We start from the raw sequence: 18,236 nt of genomic DNA, 5'->3' as shown, positions 1-18,236 counted from the left end.
GCGCCGCAGTCACGCACGGCGCCAGTGCGGGGGACGGAATAAGCCATTACGCCACGACCTGGTTACGCCCGAATGCCTTCGCCTCGTACAGCGCCCGATCGGCATGCTCATAGATGCTGCGCAGCGGATGCCCGGTCTCCGGCCACAGGCAGGATACGCCAATGGACAACGTCACCTCGTCCGCCGTCAGCGAGCCTTCGTGGGCGATGCCCAGCCCCTGCACTGATTCGCGCAACACCTCGGCGCGCTCCCTGGCCTCGCGCTCGCTGGCGCCGTAGAGCAGCACGGCGAACTCCTCGCCGCCCAGGCGCACCGCCATGTCCAGCGGGCGCCGGGCGCAGGCCGCAAGCACCTCGCCGATGCGCTGTAGCACGGTATCGCCGGCCTGGTGGCCATAGCGGTCGTTGTAGGCCTTGAAATGGTCGACGTCGCAGAGCAGCAGCGCCAGCCCCACGCTCTCGCGCTGCGCCTGGCGCCACAGGCGTTCCAGCTGGCGATTGAAGCTGCGCCGGTTGTGCAGCCCGGTGAGGCTGTCGTGCTCGGCCATCACCCGCAGCAGGCGGCTGATCAGGAAGTGCTGGCGGGACTTGTATTCAAGGAGGTAGCAACCCACGGCACCGACCAGGTTGCCGAACAGCAGGAACACCACGTTGCTGACCAGCTTGGGCAACGGGAGCCCCACATACAGCTCGCCCCCCACGTACGCCAGCAGGATGACGAAGGCGCAGGCCACCGCTTCGGCAAAGCGCAGGCCGATCAGGAAATAGGCGGCCATGCTGACCAGCAACAGCCCCTCGTAGGGATAGGTCTGGTCGACCGAGTGGGCGATGGCGACTACCGCGGCGGCACCGACGCCGATGCTGAGGATGCAGGCCAGGCTCAGCGGCACCAGCAATTGGCTATGGCGGCGCTGCAGGATCAGCGCGCCGCAGGCCACCAGCAGTACCAGCACGCCGGCGCGCACGGCGAGCATCTGCCAGTGCACCGGACCGCTGATGAGGAGAAAGTCGATAACCGCCAGCGCCAGCCAGATCAGTAGGCCGATGGTCAGTGCGGTGCGCTTGAGATCGAAGCTGTCTTCCCGCAGATAGTGGCGGTATTGGGTTTCGAGGTCGGGCGCAAAGCGCAAGCGGCGAAAACCCTGGGAGAGCTGCTCGGCGTAGGCATTGGAGTGGACGTCGTCCAGCCAGCTTTGTTGTGACACGTTCACCTCTTCTCGTGGAGGTCTAAGTGCCACCATAGCCGTTCGAGATGAGCGTCACAAGTTTGTCGTTTTAACACGCCACGAAACTGACGGAGCGGGGTGTATTGAGGTGCATTGAATGCAGGAGCGGCCTCCGTCCGCGATCACCACGATAGCGGTGCAATGGCTGACCGCCGGCCTTGCGGCCGGATCGAGGACAGAGTCCGCTCCTACGAGATACATCTGCACTCGGGGCGGCCCTCACCCTAACCCTCTCCCTAGGGGAGAGGGGACCGTTCGGCGCAGGATCAAACCGAGGTGTCAGCCGGCACGGACAGCTCCTTCTCCTGGGGGAGAGGGCTGGGGTGAGGGGGAGCGCAGGCACGGATTATCCAGAAGAAGACAGTTGCTCCTACGAAAACGGAATCAGCACCAGGCGGCTCGCGCGATCAGACTTCCAGCTCGGCCTGCAGGGCGGCACGCACGCAGTGCAGGACGCCCAGCGGTACGCGGCCTTCGAACAGGTCGGCGATGGCGCTCACCGGCGGCAGTTCACCGTCTTCGTCGAGGAAGGCGTCCTGCACTTCGCCGAGCAACTCTTCGGGCAGGTCCAGCGCCTGCTCCAGGGTCAGCTGCTGGCGGCCAATCGCCTCGGCCAACAGGCTGTAGACGTTCTTCTCGCTGCAATCGAGCTGGCGGGCGATCTGCGCCGGGGTCATGCCGGCGCGGGCCAGGGTCACCAGTTCGTGGCGCAGGTCGGTGACCGGCGCCGGCGTGTCCGGTGCCTTGTCGGACTCGGTGAGCACATCGAGGAAGGCCTGGCCGTAGCGCTCCAGCTTGCGCGCGCCGACGCCGCTGACCTGGGCCATCGCGGTGAGCGTGGTGGGCTGGCTGCGCAGCATTTCCAGCAGGGTGGCGTCGGGGAAGATGACGTAGGGCGGCACCGAGTGTTCTTCGGCCAGCTTGCGCCGCAGGGTGCGCAGGGCTTCCCACATCTCGCGTTCTTCCTGGCGCACCAGTTGGCTGGCCGGGCTGGCGCCGCCGGAGGACGACGACTTGCTGCGCTGCGGCTTGGGATCGCGGCGCAGCGCCAGCGTCTCTTCGCCGCGCAGCAGCGGACGGCAGGCTTCGGTCAGGCGCAGGCCGTTGAAGCCGTCGACATCCACGTCGGCAAAACCACGGGCGACCAGCTGGCGGAACAGCGTGCGCCACTCGTCCTCGCCACGGGACCTGCCGATACCGAACACCGCCAGGTGCTGATGACCGACACTGCGCACCTTCTCGGTGTCCTTGCCCAGCAGCACGTCCACCAGGTGGCCGACGCCGTAGCGCTGGCCGCTGCGGTAGATGGCCGACAGCGCCTGGCGCGCGGGCTCGGTGGCGTCCCAGGTTTCCACGCCGTCGACGCAGATGTCGCAGTGGCCGCAGGGGTTGGGCATCACCTCGTCGAAGTAGGCCAGCAGCGCTTGGCGGCGGCAGCGGGTTTCCTCGCACAACGCCAGCATGGCTTCGAGCTTGTGCCGCTCGACGCGCTTGTGGCGCTCGTCGCCCTCGGAGTTCTGCATCATTTGCCGCAGCAGCAACACATCCTGCAGGCCGTAGGCCATCCAGGCGTCAGCGGGCAGGCCGTCACGGCCGGCGCGGCCGGTTTCCTGGTAGTAGGCCTCCAGGCTTTTCGGCAGGTCCAGGTGCGCGACGAAGCGCACGTTGGGCTTGTCGATGCCCATGCCGAAGGCGATGGTGGCGACCATGATCAGCCCTTCCTCGTTGAGGAAGCGCTTCTGGTGATAGGCGCGTAGGTCGTTGGACAGACCCGCGTGGTAAGGCAGCGCCGGGAAGCCCTGGTTGGAGAGGAACTCGGCGACCTCCTCGACCTTCTTGCGCGACATGCAGTAGACGATGCCGGCATCGCCCCGCCGCTCGGCGAGGAAACCCAGCAACTGCTTGCGCGGCTGCTCCTTGGGCACGATGCGGTAGAAGATGTTCGGCCGGTCGAAGCTGGAGAGGAACTGCTCGGCGTTCTGCAGGTGCAGGCGCTGGATCATCTCCTCGCGGGTGCGCATGTCCGCCGTTGCGGTCAGGGCAATGCGCGGCACGTCCGGGAACAGCTCGGCGAGCTGGCCCAGTTGCAGGTATTCGGGACGGAAGTCATGGCCCCACTGCGACACGCAGTGCGCCTCGTCGATGGCGAACAGGCCGATCTGCAGGCGCTGCAGGAAGGCCAGCATGCGCGGCTGCACCAGACGTTCCGGCGCCAGGTAGAGCAGCTTGATCTCGCCACGCAGCAGGCGGTCGGCGATCTCGCGCTGGGCGTCGGGGCTGAGCGAGGAGTTCAGCGCCGCCACCGGCACGCCCAGCTCGTCCAGCGTGGCAACCTGGTCTTCCATCAGCGCGATCAGCGGCGACACCACCACCGTCAGGCCGTCGCGCAGCAGCGCCGGGACCTGGAAGCACAACGACTTGCCGCCGCCGGTGGGCATCAGCACCAGGGCATCGCCGCCGCTGGCCACGCGCTCGATGATCCGCGCCTGATTGCCACGGAAGGCGTCGTAACCGAAAACGTCTTTGAGGATGCGCTGGGCCTGGTCGAGCATGGGGGACTCCGAATGAAGCCGGGCATTATACGCAAGCCATCAGTCCACGACCGGCACCTTGTCCGGGAAACTGCGGAAAAATCCGCCACATGCGTCCGAAGCCCGCGTCGGTGCGGGCCGCGCGGGTATTTCGCTTTTGCCGCGAGGCCCCGGAACGACTACAATCTGGGGCCGATCACCTCCGAGGTAGTACCCGATGTCCTTCGCCGACCAATTGTCCCGCCTGCAAGCCTTTCTCGATGCCGATGACCTGCACGAGGAAGCCTTGGACTACGTGGCGGCACACGGCTACCTGACCGCCCTGGCGATCTGCCCGGAGGAAGTGCCGGACCGCGAGTGGATCGACGCCCTGTTCGCCGAGCCGCCGCACTACCGCAGCGACGAGGAACGCAGCGAGATCGAGGGCACCCTGGTCCAGCTCAAGGCGCACATCACCCGCCTGCTGGCCAGCGACGAAGAGCTGGAACTGCCGTGCGAACCCTACCTGGGCGACGAGCCGGACGACTCCGACATCCGCGGCTGGTGCATCGGCTTCATGGAAGGCGTGTTCCTGCGTGAAGCGGTGTGGTTCGAGCAGGCCGAGGAAGAGGTCAGCGAACTGCTGCTGCCGATCATGGTCGGTTCCGGCCTGTTCGACGAACAACCCGAGTTCGACGAAATCGCCCGCGACCGTCAGCTGGTCGACGACATGGTCGCGCAGATCCCGGAACTGCTGACCAACCTGTTCCTGCTGTGCCAGGCCCCGGAAGAGAAGCCGGCGCTGCTGAAACCCCGCACCCATTGATCCGACGCCGGAGCCGCGCCCTGCGGCTCCGGATGCGATCGCGCACACCGATGTCACGGCAAATCCGCCAGAGCCGCCACGCCTGGGTTCGCTACTGCCTGCTGGGCGTGGGCTGGCTCAGCGTGGCGCTGGGCGTGATCGGCATCTTCCTGCCGGTGCTGCCCACCACGCCCTTCCTCCTGCTCGCCGCCGCCTGCTTCATGCGCAGCTCCCAGCGCTTCTACGACTGGCTGGTGAACCACCCGAAGCTCGGCCCCTGGATCCGCGACTACCTCGACGGCGAAGGCATCCCGCTCAAGGGCAAGGTCTACGCCATCGGCCTGATGTGGAGCAGCATCGCCCTCTCCTGCTATCTGGTGCAGCGCCCCTGGGCCTGGGGCTTCATGCTGACCAGCGCAACGCTGGTGACGATCTACCTGATCCGGGTCAAGACGCGCCGGCTGGACTAGTCCGCTCTCCGGCCCGTTCACTGGCAATACGCCAGCGCAACTTTCCACGGACCGCCTAGACTCCATTCATCCCACATGGAGCGCTGGCGATGCAGCCAACCGGAGGAGCCCTTAGGCTGTTCGCCAGCCCGCTGCGTCTGCGGGCTGGCGGGCTGCTGCTCGCCCTCCTCGCGCTCACCGCCGGCGCCGCCTGGAATTTCGACACCATCCTGCGGAACGCCCAGCAGCGCTACGGCGACCTGGGCACCGCCAAGACTCGCCTGCAGTCCTGGGGCCGGCTGATCGACGACAGCCAGAACCTCGACGAAGCCGCCAAGCTCAAGGCGGTGAATTCCTTCTTCAATGGCGCCCTGGTGTTCACCGACGACCGCACCGTCTGGCACCAGGAGGACTACTGGGCCACGCCCGTTGAATCCCTCTACAAGGGTGCCGGTGACTGCGAGGACTACTCCATCGCCAAGTACGTCACCCTGCGCCGCCTCGGGGTCGACAGCGACAAGCTGCGCATCACCTACGTCAAGGCACTGGTGCAGAACCAGGCGCACATGGTGCTCACCTATTACCCCACCCCCACTGCCGACCCGCTGGTACTGGACAACCTGATTCCGCAGATCAGGCCCGCCTCCCAGCGCAAGGACCTCCTGCCCGTCTACGCCTTCAACGCCGAGGGGCTGTGGCTGCCCGGCCCCGGCGGCGGCAAGCGCACCGGCGACAGCAAGAAGCTGTCGCGCTGGCAGGACCTGTTGACCAAGATGCGCGCCGAGGGCCTGGACCTCGACGAGACGCGATAGGAGAACCCGGCATGTCATTGCTCAAGCAACTGTTCCTGGCGATCTGCCTGTTCCTGGTGGTGGCCTTCGCCGGCAGCTTCGTCACCAGCCTGGAGAGCTCCCGCGAGCAATTGATCAGCCAGTTGCGCTCCCATGCCCAGGATGCCGCCACCGCGCTGGGCCTGTCGCTGACACCGCACGTGGACGACCCGGCGATGATCGAGCTGATGGTCAGTTCGATCTTCGACTCCGGTTACTTCGCCACCATCCGCGTGGTCAGCATTCCCGAAGGCAAGGTCATCGTCGAACGGGACACCGACACCCAGTCCGAACAGGTACCGCACTGGTTCGCCAGCCTGGTGAACCTCAAGGCCCAGGGGGGCGATGCGCTGATCATGCGCGGCTGGGAACAGGCCGCGCGGGTCGAAGTGGTCAGCCATCCACAGTTCGCCCTGGCCAAGCTGTGGGACAGCGCGCTGGGCAGCCTGGCCTGGCTGCTGCTGTGCGGACTGGTCAGCGCCATCCTCGGCGGCTGGCTGCTGCGCACCCAGTTGAAGCCGCTGGACCAGATGGTGCAGCAGGCCCAGGCCATCACCCGCCGCGAATTCCTCACCCTGCCCAAGGAGCCGCGCACCCCGGAACTCAAGCGCGTGGTGCAGGCGATGAACCAGATGGTCGACAAGCTCAAGGCACTGTTCGCCGAGGAAGCCTCGCGCAGCGAGAAGCTGCGCGAAGAGGCCTACCAGGACAGCCTCTCGGGCCTGGCCAACCGCCGCCTGTTCGATGCGCGCCTGGATGCGCAGCTCTCGCCCAGCGAGCAGAACACCGCCGGCTACCTGCTGCTGCTGCGCCTGAACGACCTGGCCGGGCTCAACCAGCGCCTGGGCGGACAGCGCACCGACGCGCTGATCCGCGACGTTGCCGAATTGCTGGAACGCACCCGCCAGCACCACGGCACTCCGGACTGGCTGGCCGCGCGCAGTCGCGGTGGCGAATTCACCCTGCTCGCCCCGGGCCTGGACAGCGCCAGCGCCGAGCAACTGGCGGACGAACTCAGCGCCTCCCTGGAAAACCTGCGCGGCACCGGCGCCAGCGACTGCACGCCGGTGGCTCACCTGGGCCTGTCGGCCTTCCGCCCCGGCGAATCCCCGGCCAGCGTCCTGTCCCGCGCCGACCAGGCGCTGGCCCAGTCGCAGTCCTCGCCGGACCGCCCCTGGCAGCGCCTGGACAGTTCCGGCAGCCAACCGGCGCAGGATTCCCACGCCTGGCGCGACTGGCTCGACGACGCCCTGCAGAAAGGCAAGCTGCAACTCTGGTTCCAGCCCGTGCGCGCCTGCGCCGAAAGCGGCGAACTGCTGCACCAGAAGGTTCTCGCGCGCCTGCTCGATCCGCAGGGCGAGGCCGTGGCCGCTGGCCAGTTCCTGCCGTGGATCGAACGCTTCGGCTGGTCCGCGCGCTTCGACCTGGCGATGCTCGAACACGCCCTCGCCCACCTCGCCCAGCAGCCGGCGCCGCTGGCGCTGTCGCTCTCGGCGGAAACCGTGCGCGGCGCCGCGCCGTTGCGGCAGCTGTTCGACATCCTTCGCGCCCATCCGGAGGAAGCCCGGCTGATGACCCTGGAAGTGGACGAACGCTACCTGCCGCCGCCGGCGGAGCTGGAGAAGCTCAGCCAGTCCGTGCAGGAAGTCGGCTGCAAGCTCGGCCTGCAACACTTCGGCGGTCGTTTCAGCCTGATCGGCAACCTCACCCGCCTGGGCCTGGCCTACCTGAAGATCGACGGCAGCTACATCCGCGCCATCGACCAGGACAACGACAAGCGCCTGTTCATCGAGGCGGTGTTCCGTGCGGCCAACAGCATCGACCTGCCGCTGATCGCGGAGATGGTGGAGAGCGAAGGCGAGTTGAAGGTGTTGCGGGAAATGGGGATTGCCGGGGCGATGGGTAGGCTTATCGGGGCGCCGCGGCCGTCGCAGAAGAACGGGGCGTAGGAGCGGACTTTGTCCGCGATGCTTGGGGTTGGACATTTCTGCGCCGCTTCGGCGTGTGCTGAGAGATTTTGTTTCGCCCCCTCGGGCGACCTCCTTTGGCAAACGCCCCAACGGAGGCAAAGGTCTTGCCCCTGCATCCGGCCCCGGCTTCGCCGGGGTTCCCTCGCTCCATCGAAGTTTCAGGGGCACGCGTCGACGAGCCATCCATGGCCCAACGACGCTCTCGCGGCATCCATGCCGCTCAACCCCTGAAACTCCGATTCCACTCGGACTCCTGAAGGGGCGCTCCGGTGCGCGCGGGTATTTCTCTGGAAATCGTTAAATCCAGAGCCAGAGCGGTGCGCATGCTCCCGTAGGAGAGACGGGGGCGCCTAGCCCTTGTCCGCGAAGGCTCGCCACTGCCCCTACGCCACAGGATGAACACCCGTAGGACCGAGGGAGACGCCCAGTCCTTGCTCGCGAACAAACTTCCCGGCTGCATCAGTATTGGGCGGTTCGGGAGCAAGCTCGCTACAGAAAAGCCAGCGCCATCAGTCCTTCTTACCCTTCTTTGCACTGGCGTACGCCGCCTCCAGCGCATCGTTGATGGTCTTGAGCACCTTCACCCGGGCAAACCGCTTGTCATTGGCCTCCACCAGCGTCCAGGGTGCGATCTCGGTGCTGGTGCGATCGACCATGTCGCCCACCGCGTCCACGTAGAGATCCCACTTGTCGCGGTTGCGCCAGTCTTCCTCGGTGATCTTGAAGCGCTTGAACGGAATCGACTCGCGCTCCTTGAAGCGCTCCAGCTGGGTGTCCTGGTCGATGGACAGCCAGAACTTCACCAGCACGATGCCGTAGTTGGCCAACTGCTCCTCGAAGTCGTTGATCTCCGCATAGGCACGCAGCCAGTCGGCGTCCGAGGCGAAGCCCTCGACCCGCTCCACCAGTACGCGGCCATACCAGGAACGGTCGAAGATGGTGAACTGCCGGCGTGCCGGCATGTGCCGCCAGAAGCGCCACAGGTACGGCTGCGCACGCTCCTCCTCGGTGGGCGCGGCGATCGGCACGATGTGGTATTGCCGCGGGTCCAGCGCATCGGTCACGCGGCGGATGGCGCCGCCCTTGCCGGCAGCATCGTTGCCCTCGAACACGGCGATCAGCGAATGGCTGCGGAAACGCTTGTCACGCATCAGCGTGGCCAGTCGTGCCTGTTCCTTCGCCATCTGCTCCTTGTACTGGTCCTTGTCCAGCGCCAGGGTCAGGTCGAGCGCGCCAAGCAGCCCCTTGTTGTCCAAGCTGGAAACCAGAGGGGCGGCATGGGGTTGCGGCGTCGGGCGGCCCTCGCGCTTGAGCGCGGCCTGCAAACCTTCGAGCAGGGTGCGACCAACCGTCAGGCTGCGGTAACGCTCATCGGCGCCCTCGACCACGTACCAGGGCGCGTAGTCACGGCTGGTGCGACGCAGCACGCGCTCGCCATAACGCACGAACTTGTCGTAGACCTCGCTCTGCTTCCAGTCCAGGTCGCTGAGCTGCCAACTGCGCTGCGGGTCATTCTCCAGCGTCTTGAGACGCTCCTTGAGCTGCTTCTTCGAGAGGTGGAACCAGAACTTGAAGATCAGCGCGCCTTCGTCGGAGTACATGCGCTCGAAGCGTTCGGCGTCGGCGATCAGGCCATCGAGCTGGCTGTCCTTGATCTCCCCAGTCACCCGTGCGTAGAGCATCTGGCTGTACCAGTTGCCGAAGAAGATGCCGATACGCCCCTTGGGCGGCAGCTTGCGCCAGAAGCGCCACTGCGGCGGACGGGAGAGTTCCTCGTCGGTGGGCAGGACGAAACTCTCGACCTGGATCAGGCGCGGGTCCATCCACTCGTTGAGCAGCTTCACCGTCTCGCCCTTGCCGGCCCCCTCGATGCCATTGATCAGGATGAGCACCGGGAAGCGCGCCTGTTGCTTGAGCTCGTACTGCGCTTCGAGCAAGGCCTCGCGCAGCACCGCGACTTCCTTCTCGTAGGTTTCCTTGTCGATGGAATGACCGATCTCGGCGGATTCGAACATGCACCTCTCCTTGTTTCCGAATGCCGTAAAAGGTAGCGGATGTGGCGGCAGCACTGCTGAGATTTTGTCGTGACGGTGATCACCCGCGGCAACGCGGCACACCTCGAAAGCTCGCCAATTCCTGAGGTCCGCCTGACGGATCGGCTAAACTGCGCCTTTGCTTTCACCACGACCGACGCATGCTCCCTCCTCTTCCCAATGCCCACAACGCCCAGATCGACTGGGACGAGAATGGCCAGCCCACCTCCCGTGCCTACGGCGACGTGTACTTCTCCCGCGCCTCCGGTATCGAGGAGACACACCACGTGTTCATCGCCGGCAACCGCCTGCCCGAGCGCTTCGCCGCACTGCCTGCCGGCGGGCGGTTGTGCATCGGCGAGACGGGCTTCGGCACCGGACTGAACTTCCTCTGCGCCTGGCAGCAGTTCGAAGCGCTGGCCCCGGCGGATGCGCGATTGCACTTCGTCAGCGTGGAGAAGTTCCCGGTGGCGCTGGACGACCTGCGCCGCGCCTTCGCCCTCTGGCCGGAGCTGGAGCATCTGTCGGCACAACTGCTGGCGCAGTATGTGGCGATCAACCCCGGCTTCCAGCGCTTCGTCTTCGCCGGTGGCCGCGTGGTGCTGACCCTGCTGGTGGGCGACGTGCTGGACATGCTGCCGGAGCTGGATGCGCAGATCGACGCCTGGTTCCTCGACGGCTTCTCGCCGTCGAAGAACCCGGAGATGTGGAACGACGCGCTGTATGCCCAGCTCGCCCGACTCTCGGCGCCGGGTGCGAGCTTGGCCACCTTCACCAGCGCCGGTTTCGTCCGCCGTGGACTGGGTGCTGCCGGCTTCAAGATCCGTCGCACCCTGGGCTTCGGCAAGAAATGGGAAATGTCTCAGGGCGAATACATCGGCGCCCAACAGCCGGCCGGCAAACCCTGGTATGCCCGCCCCGCGCGCCGCTCTTCCCAGGGTGGCGTGGGCCCGCGCGAGGCGCTGGTGATCGGCGGCGGCATGGCCGGTTGCGCCAGCGCTGCAAGCCTCGCCGCACGCGGCTGGCAGGTAACGCTGATCGAACGCCACGGCGCCCTGGCCGAAGAAGCCTCGGGCAACCCGCAGGGCGTGCTCTACCTCAAGCTGTCGGCCCACGGCACCGCGCTGTCGCGCCTGATTGTCAGTGGTTTCGGCCACACCCGGCGACTGATCGAAGGCTTGCAGAAAGATGAGGACTGGTCGGACTGCGGCGTGCTGCAACTGGGCTTCGACGACGCTGAAGCGCAGCGCCAGGCGCAGTTGACCGGGGCCTTTCCGGACTCGCTGCTGCGCCTGCTGGACAAGGCCGAAGCCGAAAGCATTGCAGGCGTCGAACTGCCCGCCGGCGGCCTGTTCTTCCCCGAGGGCGGCTGGGTGCATCCGCCGGCGCTGTGCCGGCATCTGGCGCAGCATCCGAATATCCGCGTCGTGACCGGCGAGGAAGTCCGCCTGCAGCGCGATGCCGACGGCTGGGGCGCCTGGAGCGGTGACGACAAGCTCGCCAGCGCGCCGGTCGCCGTCCTTGCCACCGCCGCTGAAGTGCGCCGTTTCGAGGGCGCCCAGGGCCTGCCGATGAAGCGTATCCGCGGGCAGATCACCCGCTTGCCGGTCACCGCCGACAGTGCGGCGCTGAGCACCGTGGTCTGCGCCGAAGGCTACGTCGCGCCGCCGCGCCATGGCGAACACACCCTCGGCGCCAGTTTCGAATTCAAGAGGGACGACACCGAGCCTTCGCTGGAAGAACACCTGAGCAACCTCGACCTGCTGGCGGAGATATCCACAGACCTGAGCGAGCGCCTGCACGTCGGCCAGCTCGACCCGGCGACCCTGCAAGGCCGCGCGGCCTTCCGCTGCACCACCCCGGATTACATGCCGCTGGTAGGTCCGCTAGCCGACCGCGACGCCTTCGCCGCGGCCTACGCGGTGCTCGGCAAGGACGCACGCCAGGTGCCGGAAACGCCCTGCCCCTGGTTCGACGGCCTGTACCTGAACAGCGCCCACGGTTCGCGCGGGCTGGTCACCGCGCCGCTGTCCGGCGAACTGCTGGCGGCCTGGCTGGAGGACGAGCCGCTGCCGCTGCCCCGCACCGTGGCCGAGGCCTGCCACCCCAATCGTTTTTTCCTGCGTGAAGTCGTGCGCGGGCAGAAGACTTCCTGATCGCCGGCGCGGACGGACGGACCGCGCCCCACTTCCAGAGCGGACCACCGACATGGATGCATTACTGCTGGAATCCTCGGCCATTGGCCTGATCCTCGGCCTGCTGCTCGGCCTGACCGGCGCCGGCGGCTCGCTGGTGGCGCTGCCGCTGCTGCTCAGCCTGCACCTGCCACTGCACGACGCCATCGGCGTCAGCCTCGGCGCGGTGGCACTGTCTGCGACAATCGGCGCGGTACCCCGGGCGCGCCAGGGCCAGGTGGCCTGGCGGCCGCTGTTCTGGTTGGTGATCACCGGCTGGCCGGGCAACGCCATCGGCCAGTGGCTGGGAAAGTTCGTGCCGGACGCCTGGTTGATCGTCGGCTTCTGCCTGTTGGTACTGTGGTCGGCCTGGCGCATGTGGCAAGGCTCGCGCCAGGAACGCGTATGCGGCCAGGCGACACGCAACGGTCCGTTGCTGGGCGTGGGGCTGGCGGTGGGTTTGCTCTCGGGCCTGATGGGCGTGGGCGGCGGCTTCCTGATCGTGCCGGGGCTGCTGTGGTTCACCCCGCTGTCGATGCTGGCGGCAACGGCGACGTCGATGGCGGTGATCGCACTGGTTTCCGGCGGTGGCTTCCTGCTCTACCTGAGCCATGCCCAGCCGCCCCTGCCGCTGCTGGCCTGTCTTGCGGCGGGTGGCGCGCTCGGTGTGCTGGTCGGCAATCGCCTGGCCGTGCGCCTGGGTGGCGCAACGCTGCAGCGCCTGTTCGCCTTGATGCTGGTGGCGGTCAGCTTGTCGCTGGCCGCGCAGAAGCTGTTGGCGTCCTAGTTTTCTTCCTCTTCCACGCCCGCCGTTGCGGGCGTCTCGAACAGCTCGGCAGCGCGCAGCAGCCCGGCAAGAATGGTGTGCTGCTCCCACTCCGGCAGCCCGGCGAAGCGCTCCAGGGCATGCTCGGGCAGCAGTTCCGGCCCGTCGCGCAGCGCCTCATGCCCGGCATCGTTCAGGCTCAGCCACTGCTTGCGGCGGTCGTCGGGATCGCGCCGGCGCGTCAGCAGCCGCTGGCTTTCCAGGCGCGCCAGGGCGCCCGACAGCGATGACTGGGACAGTGCAACCTGTCCAGCCAACTGACCAGCGGTAATTTCCCCCTCCAGCGCCACCACCTGCAGGATCAGCAGTTGCAGCGGCGTCAACTCGCCATCGCGCCCCAGACTCTTGGAGTGCACGTCAGCCGCCTGCTGCAGGCGACGCAGCGCCTGGAGCATCGACAGGGCGTGGGCGTTACGCGTCGAAGATTTGCCATCAGCCATCATCGTTCACCTGCGCCTTCGAACTTTCCTCAATGAAATCAAATAGAACTCTCATCCAATCGGACGGTCCTCCCCTATGGCCCCCCTGAGGGACCACCCACTCATCCCCAACGGAGAACCGGTAAGGACATGTGCGGAATAGCAGGAGAACTTCGCTTCGATAAACAGGCCGCCGATCTCGCCGCGGTCGAACGCATCACCCACCACCTCGCCCCACGAGGCCCCGATGCCTGGGGCTTCCACAGCGAAGGGCCATTGGCCCTGGGACACCGGCGCCTGAAAATCATGGACCTGGCCGAAGCTTCCGGCCAGCCGATGATCGACCCGACGCTGGGCCTGTCGCTGGTGTTCAACGGCGCAATCTACAACTACCCCGAGTTACGCGGGGAGCTGGAAGCCCTCGGCTACCACTTTTTTTCCGGTGGCGACACCGAAGTCCTTCTAAAGGGATACCACGCCTGGGGTGAGGAACTATTGCCACGCCTCAATGGCATGTTTGCCTTCGCCATCTGGGAACGCGACAAACGGCGCCTGTTCATCGCCCGCGACCGCCTCGGCATCAAGCCGCTATACCTGTCGCGGACCGGCAAGCGCCTGCGTTTCGCCTCCAGCCTGCCGGCGCTGCTCAAGGGCGGCGACATCGATCCGGCGCTGGACCCGGTGGCGCTCAACCATTACCTGAACTTCCACGCCGTGGTGCCCGCCCCGCGTACCCTGCTGGCCGAAGTGAGCAAGTTGCCGCCGGCCACCTGGATGAGCATCGACGCCGAAGGCCACGCCGAGCGCCAGCGCTGGTGGAACCTGGACTACGGCCCGCTGCCCGATGAACGGGAACTGACCCTGGAGGATTGGGAAGACCGCCTGCTGGGCAGCCTGCGCGACGCAGTGAGCGTGCGCCAGCGTGCCGCTCGCGAAGTGGGGGTGCTGCTCTCCGGCGGAGTCGATTCGAGCCTGCTGGTCGGGCTGCTGCATGAAGCCGGTGTGGACGACCTGCTGACCTTCTCCATCGGCTTCGAGGATGCCGGCGGCGAGCGCGGTGACGAGTTCCAGTACTCCGACCTGATCGCCAGGCACTACGGCACCCGCCACCACCAGTTGCGCATCGCCGAGAAGGAAGTCATCGAGCAGTTGCCGGCAGCCTTCCAGGCCATGAGCGAGCCGATGGTCAGCCACGACTGCATCGCCTTCTACCTGCTCTCCCGCGAGGTATCCAGGCACTGCAAGGTGGTGCAGAGCGGCCAGGGCGCCGACGAGCTGTTCGCCGGCTATCACTGGTACCCGAAGGTGGCCGGCGCTGCGGACCCGCTGCAGGCCTACCGCACCGCGTTCTTCGACCGCAGTCACGGCGAGTACCTGGAGACCGTGCGCGAAGCCCTGCGGGTAGAGGACGTGGCCGGCGAGTTCGTCCGCGAGCACTTCGCCCAGCCCGGCGCCTACGACCCGGTGGACAAGGCCCTGCGCCTGGACAGCACCATCATGCTGGTCGACGACCCGGTCAAGCGGGTCGACAACATGACCATGGCCTGGGGCCTGGAAGCCCGCGTGCCGTTCCTCGACTACCGGGTGGCGGAGCTGTCGGCGCGCATCCCGTCGCGCTTCAAGCTCGGCGACGGCGGCAAGCAGGTACTCAAGGCCGCCGCCCGCCGCGTCATCCCCAGCGAAGTCATCGACCGCCCCAAGGGCTACTTCCCGGTGCCCGGCCTCAAACACCTGCAAGGCAACACCCGCGCCTGGGTCAGCGAACTGCTGCTGGACCCGAGCCAGGATCGCGGCCTGTTCGAGACGGCGATGTTCGACCGCCTGCTCAGCAACCCGTCGACCGACCTCACGCCGCTGCGGGGCTCCAAGCTCTGGCAACTGGCCGCGCTCAACCTCTGGCTGACCGAACAGGGTTTGTGAAGCCGGGACGAATGCTTTTCAGGGAGTAAGCCATGAAGACCCATTTGAACCAGCCCCATCCCCACAACCAGCGCCTGCTGCGAGGCCAGACACCCACCTATGAACGCCTCCAGGCGCGATTTGCCGGCGACCACGCGCAGCGCCACGAAGGCCCGCTGATCCTGCAATGCGGTTGGGGCCGCCTGTTGATCGGCCACACCTTCGCCACCGCCGAACAACTGGCCACCGAGCTGCTCAACGAACGGCCTGGCGAGCGCGACATCGCCCTCTACGTCGCCGCACCGCAGCAAGTGCTGGCGCAGGCGCCGCAGCAACTGTTCCTGGACCCCTCCGACGCCCTGCGCCTGTGGTTCACCGACTACCGGCCGGCGCGTCGGCCGTTCCGCGGCTTCCGCATCCGCCGCGTACACAGCGACGAGGACTGGGCGGCGATCAACCGCCTGTACCTGGCGCGCGGCATGCTCCCGGTGGATGCCGCCCAGGTCACTCCGCGCCACCAGGGCGGGCCGGCCTACTGGCTGGCCGAGGACGACGAAACCGGCACGGTGATCGGCACCGTCATGGGCATCAACCACGCCAAGGCCTTCCGCGACCCGGAAGGCGGCTCCAGCCTCTGGTGCCTGGCGGTGGACCCGCAGTCCAGCCGGCCGGGCGTGGGCGAAGCCCTGGTGCGCCACCTGATCGAGCACTTCATGAGCCGGGGCCTGGCCTACCTCGACCTGTCGGTGCTGCACAGCAACCAGCAGGCCAAGGCGCTCTACCGCAAGCTGCGTTTCCGCGAACTGCCGACCTTCGCCATCAAGTGCAAGAACGGCATCAACCAGTCGCTGTTCCTCGGCCCCGGTCCGGAAGAAGGCCTGAACCCCTATGCCCGGATCATCGTCGACGAAGCCCATCGGCGCGGCATCGACGTGCAGGTGCAGGACGCCGACGCCGGGCTGTTCATCCTCACCCAGGGCGGCCGGCGCATCCGCTGCCGCGAATCGCTGTGCGACCTGACCAGCGCGGTGAGCATGAGCCTGTGCCAGGACAAGACCCTCACCCACCGCGCCCTCGATCGCGTCGGCCTGCGTCAGCCGCAGCAGCGCCTGGCGGGCAGCGCCAAGGACAACGCCCGGTTCCTCGCCGAGCACGGCTCGCTGGTGGTCAAGCCGGTGGACGGCGAACAGGGTCAGGGCGTCGCCGTGGACCTGCGCAGCACCGGCGAGGTGGAAAGCGCCATCGCCCAGGCCAGGCAGTTCGACACCCGCGTCATCCTGGAGAGCTACCACGCCGGCCAGGACCTGCGCATCGTGGTGATCGGCTATGAAGTGGTGGCCGCCGCGATCCGCCGCCCCGCCGAAGTCATCGGCGATGGCCGGCACAGTATCCGCCGACTGATCGAAGCCCAGAGCCGGCGCCGGCAGGCCGCGACCGGTGGCGAAAGCCGTATCCCGCTGGACGGCGAAACCGAGCGCACCCTGGCCGCCGCCGGCTTCGGCTACGACGACGTGCTGCCCAGCGGCCAGCGCCTGGCCGTGCGCCGCACCGCCAACCTGCACACCGGCGGCACCCTGGAAGACGTCACCGAGCGCCTGCATCCGAAGCTGGCCGAAGCCGCGATCCGTGCGGCACGCGCGCTGGAAATCCCGGTCACCGGCCTCGACCTGCTGGTGCGCGACGCCGACCAGCCGGACTACGTGATCATCGAAGCCAACGAACGGCCCGGGCTGGCCAACCATGAACCACAACCCACCGCCGAGCGCTTCGTCGACCTGCTGTTCCCGCTGAGCCGCGAGCTGCTCAACCGCGAATCCCACCCCGGCATGGAGGCTTCCGCATGACGGCATTGCCCCAACCCGACCTGAACTACCTGCAGCGCGTGCTGCTGGAAATGCTCGCCATTCCCAGCCCCACCGGCTTCACCGACACCATCGTGCGCTACGTCGCCGAACGGCTGGAGGAGATCGGCGTGCCTTTCGAGATGACCCGCCGCGGGACCATCCGCGCCACCCTCTCGGGGCGGCGTAACAGCCCGGACCGCGCGGTTTCGGCGCACCTGGACACCATTGGCGCCATCGTCCGCGAGATCAAGCCCAACGGCCGCCTGGCCCTGGCGCCGGTGGGCTGCTGGTCGAGCCGCTTCGCCGAGGGCAGCCGGGTCACGGTGTTCTGCGAGAACGGCGTGCTGCGCGGCAGCGTGCTGCCGCTACTGGCTTCCGGGCACGCCTTCAACACCGCGGTGGACAGCCTGCCGATCAGTTGGGATCACGTCGAGCTGCGGCTGGATACCTACACGGTCAGCCGTGCCGACAGCGAAACCCTGGGCGTGGCCATCGGCGACTTCGTCGCCTTCGACCCCTTGCCGGAGTTCACCGAGAGCGGCCACATCAGCGCCCGCCACCTCGACGACAAGGCCGGGGTCGCCGCGCTGCTGGCGGCACTGAAGGCGATCCGCGAAAGCGGCCAGCAACCGCCCATCGACTGCCACCCGCTGTTCACCATCACCGAGGAGATCGGCTCCGGTGCGGCCGGTGCGCTGCCCTGGGACGTCAGCGAGTTCGTCGGCATCGACATCGCTCCGGTAGCCGAGGGGCAGAACTCCAGCGAGCACGCGGTGAGCGTGGCTCTGCAGGACTCCGGCGGGCCTTACGACTACCACCTGTCACGACACCTGCTGCGGCTGAGCGAACGCCACGAGATCGCCGTGCGCCGCGACCTGTTCCGCTACTACCACAGCGATGCGCAGTCGGCGATCACCGCCGGCCACGACATCCGCACCGCGCTGCTGGCCTTCGGCTGCGACGCCACCCACGGCTACGAGCGCACCCATATCGACAGCCTTGCCGCGCTCTCGCGCCTGCTCACCGCCTACCTGCTCAGCCCGCCGGTATTCGACAGCGATGCAGAGCCGAGCGAAGGCGCCCTGGAGCGCTTCAGCAAACAGCTGGAGCATCCGGTGCACATGGAAAGCACTACCCATGTGCAGCCGGTGGATGAGCTGATCGACAGCGGCGACAACACCGAGAAAGGCAAGAACTGAAGCTGCACTCGCCGCAGCGCGGGACTACAATCCCGCGCTGCGATTGCGAGTAC

Annotated in this window: 13 protein-coding genes; 9 read left to right on the top strand and 4 right to left on the bottom strand. The window is 67.1% G+C overall.

What is annotated here, in order from left to right; genetic code table 11:
• Window positions 1-46: 46 nt before the first annotated feature.
• Complete coding sequence (locus SD196_RS08320) at window positions 47-1,210, bottom strand: sensor domain-containing diguanylate cyclase (RefSeq protein WP_275608065.1); 1,164 nt, start codon at window positions 1,208-1,210, stop codon at window positions 47-49.
• Between the two features lie 422 nt (window positions 1,211-1,632).
• Window positions 1,633-3,777: a DNA helicase RecQ gene (gene recQ, locus SD196_RS08315; RefSeq protein WP_416311257.1), complete on the bottom strand. Its 2,145-nt coding sequence runs from the start codon at window positions 3,775-3,777 to the stop codon at window positions 1,633-1,635.
• A 196-nt stretch (window positions 3,778-3,973) separates the two neighbouring features.
• Between recQ and SD196_RS08310 the strand changes: the two genes are divergently transcribed.
• From SD196_RS08310 to lapD, 4 genes are all read left to right on the top strand, one after another.
• Window positions 3,974-4,561 carry a YecA family protein gene (locus SD196_RS08310; RefSeq protein WP_343573861.1) on the top strand — a complete coding sequence of 196 codons (588 nt, stop codon included), beginning with the start codon at window positions 3,974-3,976 and terminating at the stop codon, window positions 4,559-4,561.
• Window positions 4,562-4,611: 50 nt separating this feature from the next.
• Window positions 4,612-5,010 (top strand): YbaN family protein, encoded by a 399-nt coding sequence (locus SD196_RS08305; protein WP_275608068.1) that lies wholly within the window; start codon window positions 4,612-4,614, stop codon window positions 5,008-5,010.
• A gap of 89 nt (window positions 5,011-5,099) precedes the next feature.
• Window positions 5,100-5,801, top strand: coding sequence for a cysteine protease LapG (gene lapG, locus SD196_RS08300; protein ID WP_343573864.1), 702 nt, complete (start codon window positions 5,100-5,102; stop codon window positions 5,799-5,801).
• Between the two features lie 11 nt (window positions 5,802-5,812).
• Entirely contained in the window at window positions 5,813-7,768 is a 1,956-nt protein-coding gene (gene lapD, locus SD196_RS08295) for a cyclic di-GMP receptor LapD (RefSeq protein WP_416311256.1), read from the top strand.
• Window positions 7,769-8,298: 530 nt separating this feature from the next.
• On the opposite strand, the gene pap is transcribed toward lapD, so the two are convergent.
• A complete protein-coding gene (gene pap, locus SD196_RS08290) occupies window positions 8,299-9,804 on the bottom strand; it encodes a polyphosphate:AMP phosphotransferase (protein WP_275608071.1) in 1,506 nt (501 codons plus the stop codon).
• Between the two features lie 179 nt (window positions 9,805-9,983).
• On the opposite strand from pap, the gene mnmC reads away from it, so the two are divergent.
• A complete protein-coding gene (gene mnmC, locus SD196_RS08285; protein WP_343573870.1) occupies window positions 9,984-11,978 on the top strand; it encodes a bifunctional tRNA (5-methylaminomethyl-2-thiouridine)(34)-methyltransferase MnmD/FAD-dependent 5-carboxymethylaminomethyl-2-thiouridine(34) oxidoreductase MnmC in 1,995 nt (664 codons plus the stop codon).
• 52 nt (window positions 11,979-12,030) lie between these two features.
• Window positions 12,031-12,783 carry a sulfite exporter TauE/SafE family protein gene (locus tag SD196_RS08280; RefSeq protein ID WP_416311255.1) on the top strand — a complete coding sequence of 251 codons (753 nt, stop codon included), beginning with the start codon at window positions 12,031-12,033 and terminating at the stop codon, window positions 12,781-12,783.
• On the opposite strand, the gene SD196_RS08275 is transcribed toward SD196_RS08280, so the two are convergent.
• Window positions 12,780-13,262, bottom strand: coding sequence for a MarR family winged helix-turn-helix transcriptional regulator (locus SD196_RS08275; RefSeq protein ID WP_275608074.1), 483 nt, complete (start codon window positions 13,260-13,262; stop codon window positions 12,780-12,782). The two genes, SD196_RS08280 and SD196_RS08275, sit on opposite strands and share 4 nt — an antisense overlap.
• 129 nt (window positions 13,263-13,391) lie before the next feature.
• Between SD196_RS08275 and SD196_RS08270 the strand changes: the two genes are divergently transcribed.
• From SD196_RS08270 to SD196_RS08260, 3 genes are read left to right on the top strand one after another with little or no spacing between them, the layout of a single operon-like run.
• Window positions 13,392-15,161 carry an N-acetylglutaminylglutamine amidotransferase gene (locus SD196_RS08270; protein ID WP_275608075.1) on the top strand — a complete coding sequence of 590 codons (1,770 nt, stop codon included), beginning with the start codon at window positions 13,392-13,394 and terminating at the stop codon, window positions 15,159-15,161.
• A gap of 32 nt (window positions 15,162-15,193) precedes the next feature.
• A complete protein-coding gene (gene ngg / locus SD196_RS08265; protein WP_275608076.1) occupies window positions 15,194-16,984 on the top strand; it encodes an N-acetylglutaminylglutamine synthetase in 1,791 nt (596 codons plus the stop codon).
• Window positions 16,981-18,183, top strand: a complete 1,203-nt coding sequence (locus tag SD196_RS08260) for an osmoprotectant NAGGN system M42 family peptidase (RefSeq protein WP_275608077.1) — start codon at window positions 16,981-16,983, stop codon at window positions 18,181-18,183. The genes ngg and SD196_RS08260 overlap by 4 nt, the downstream gene beginning before the upstream one ends.
• The last annotated feature ends 53 nt before the right edge of the window (window positions 18,184-18,236 follow it).

The sequence above is a fragment of the Pseudomonas macauensis genome (assembly GCF_047902425.1).
Classification (GTDB): domain Bacteria; phylum Pseudomonadota; class Gammaproteobacteria; order Pseudomonadales; family Pseudomonadaceae; genus Pseudomonas.
The sequence above is the reverse complement of the archived record's forward strand: the minus strand, read 5'-3'. Positions and strand labels throughout refer to the sequence as shown.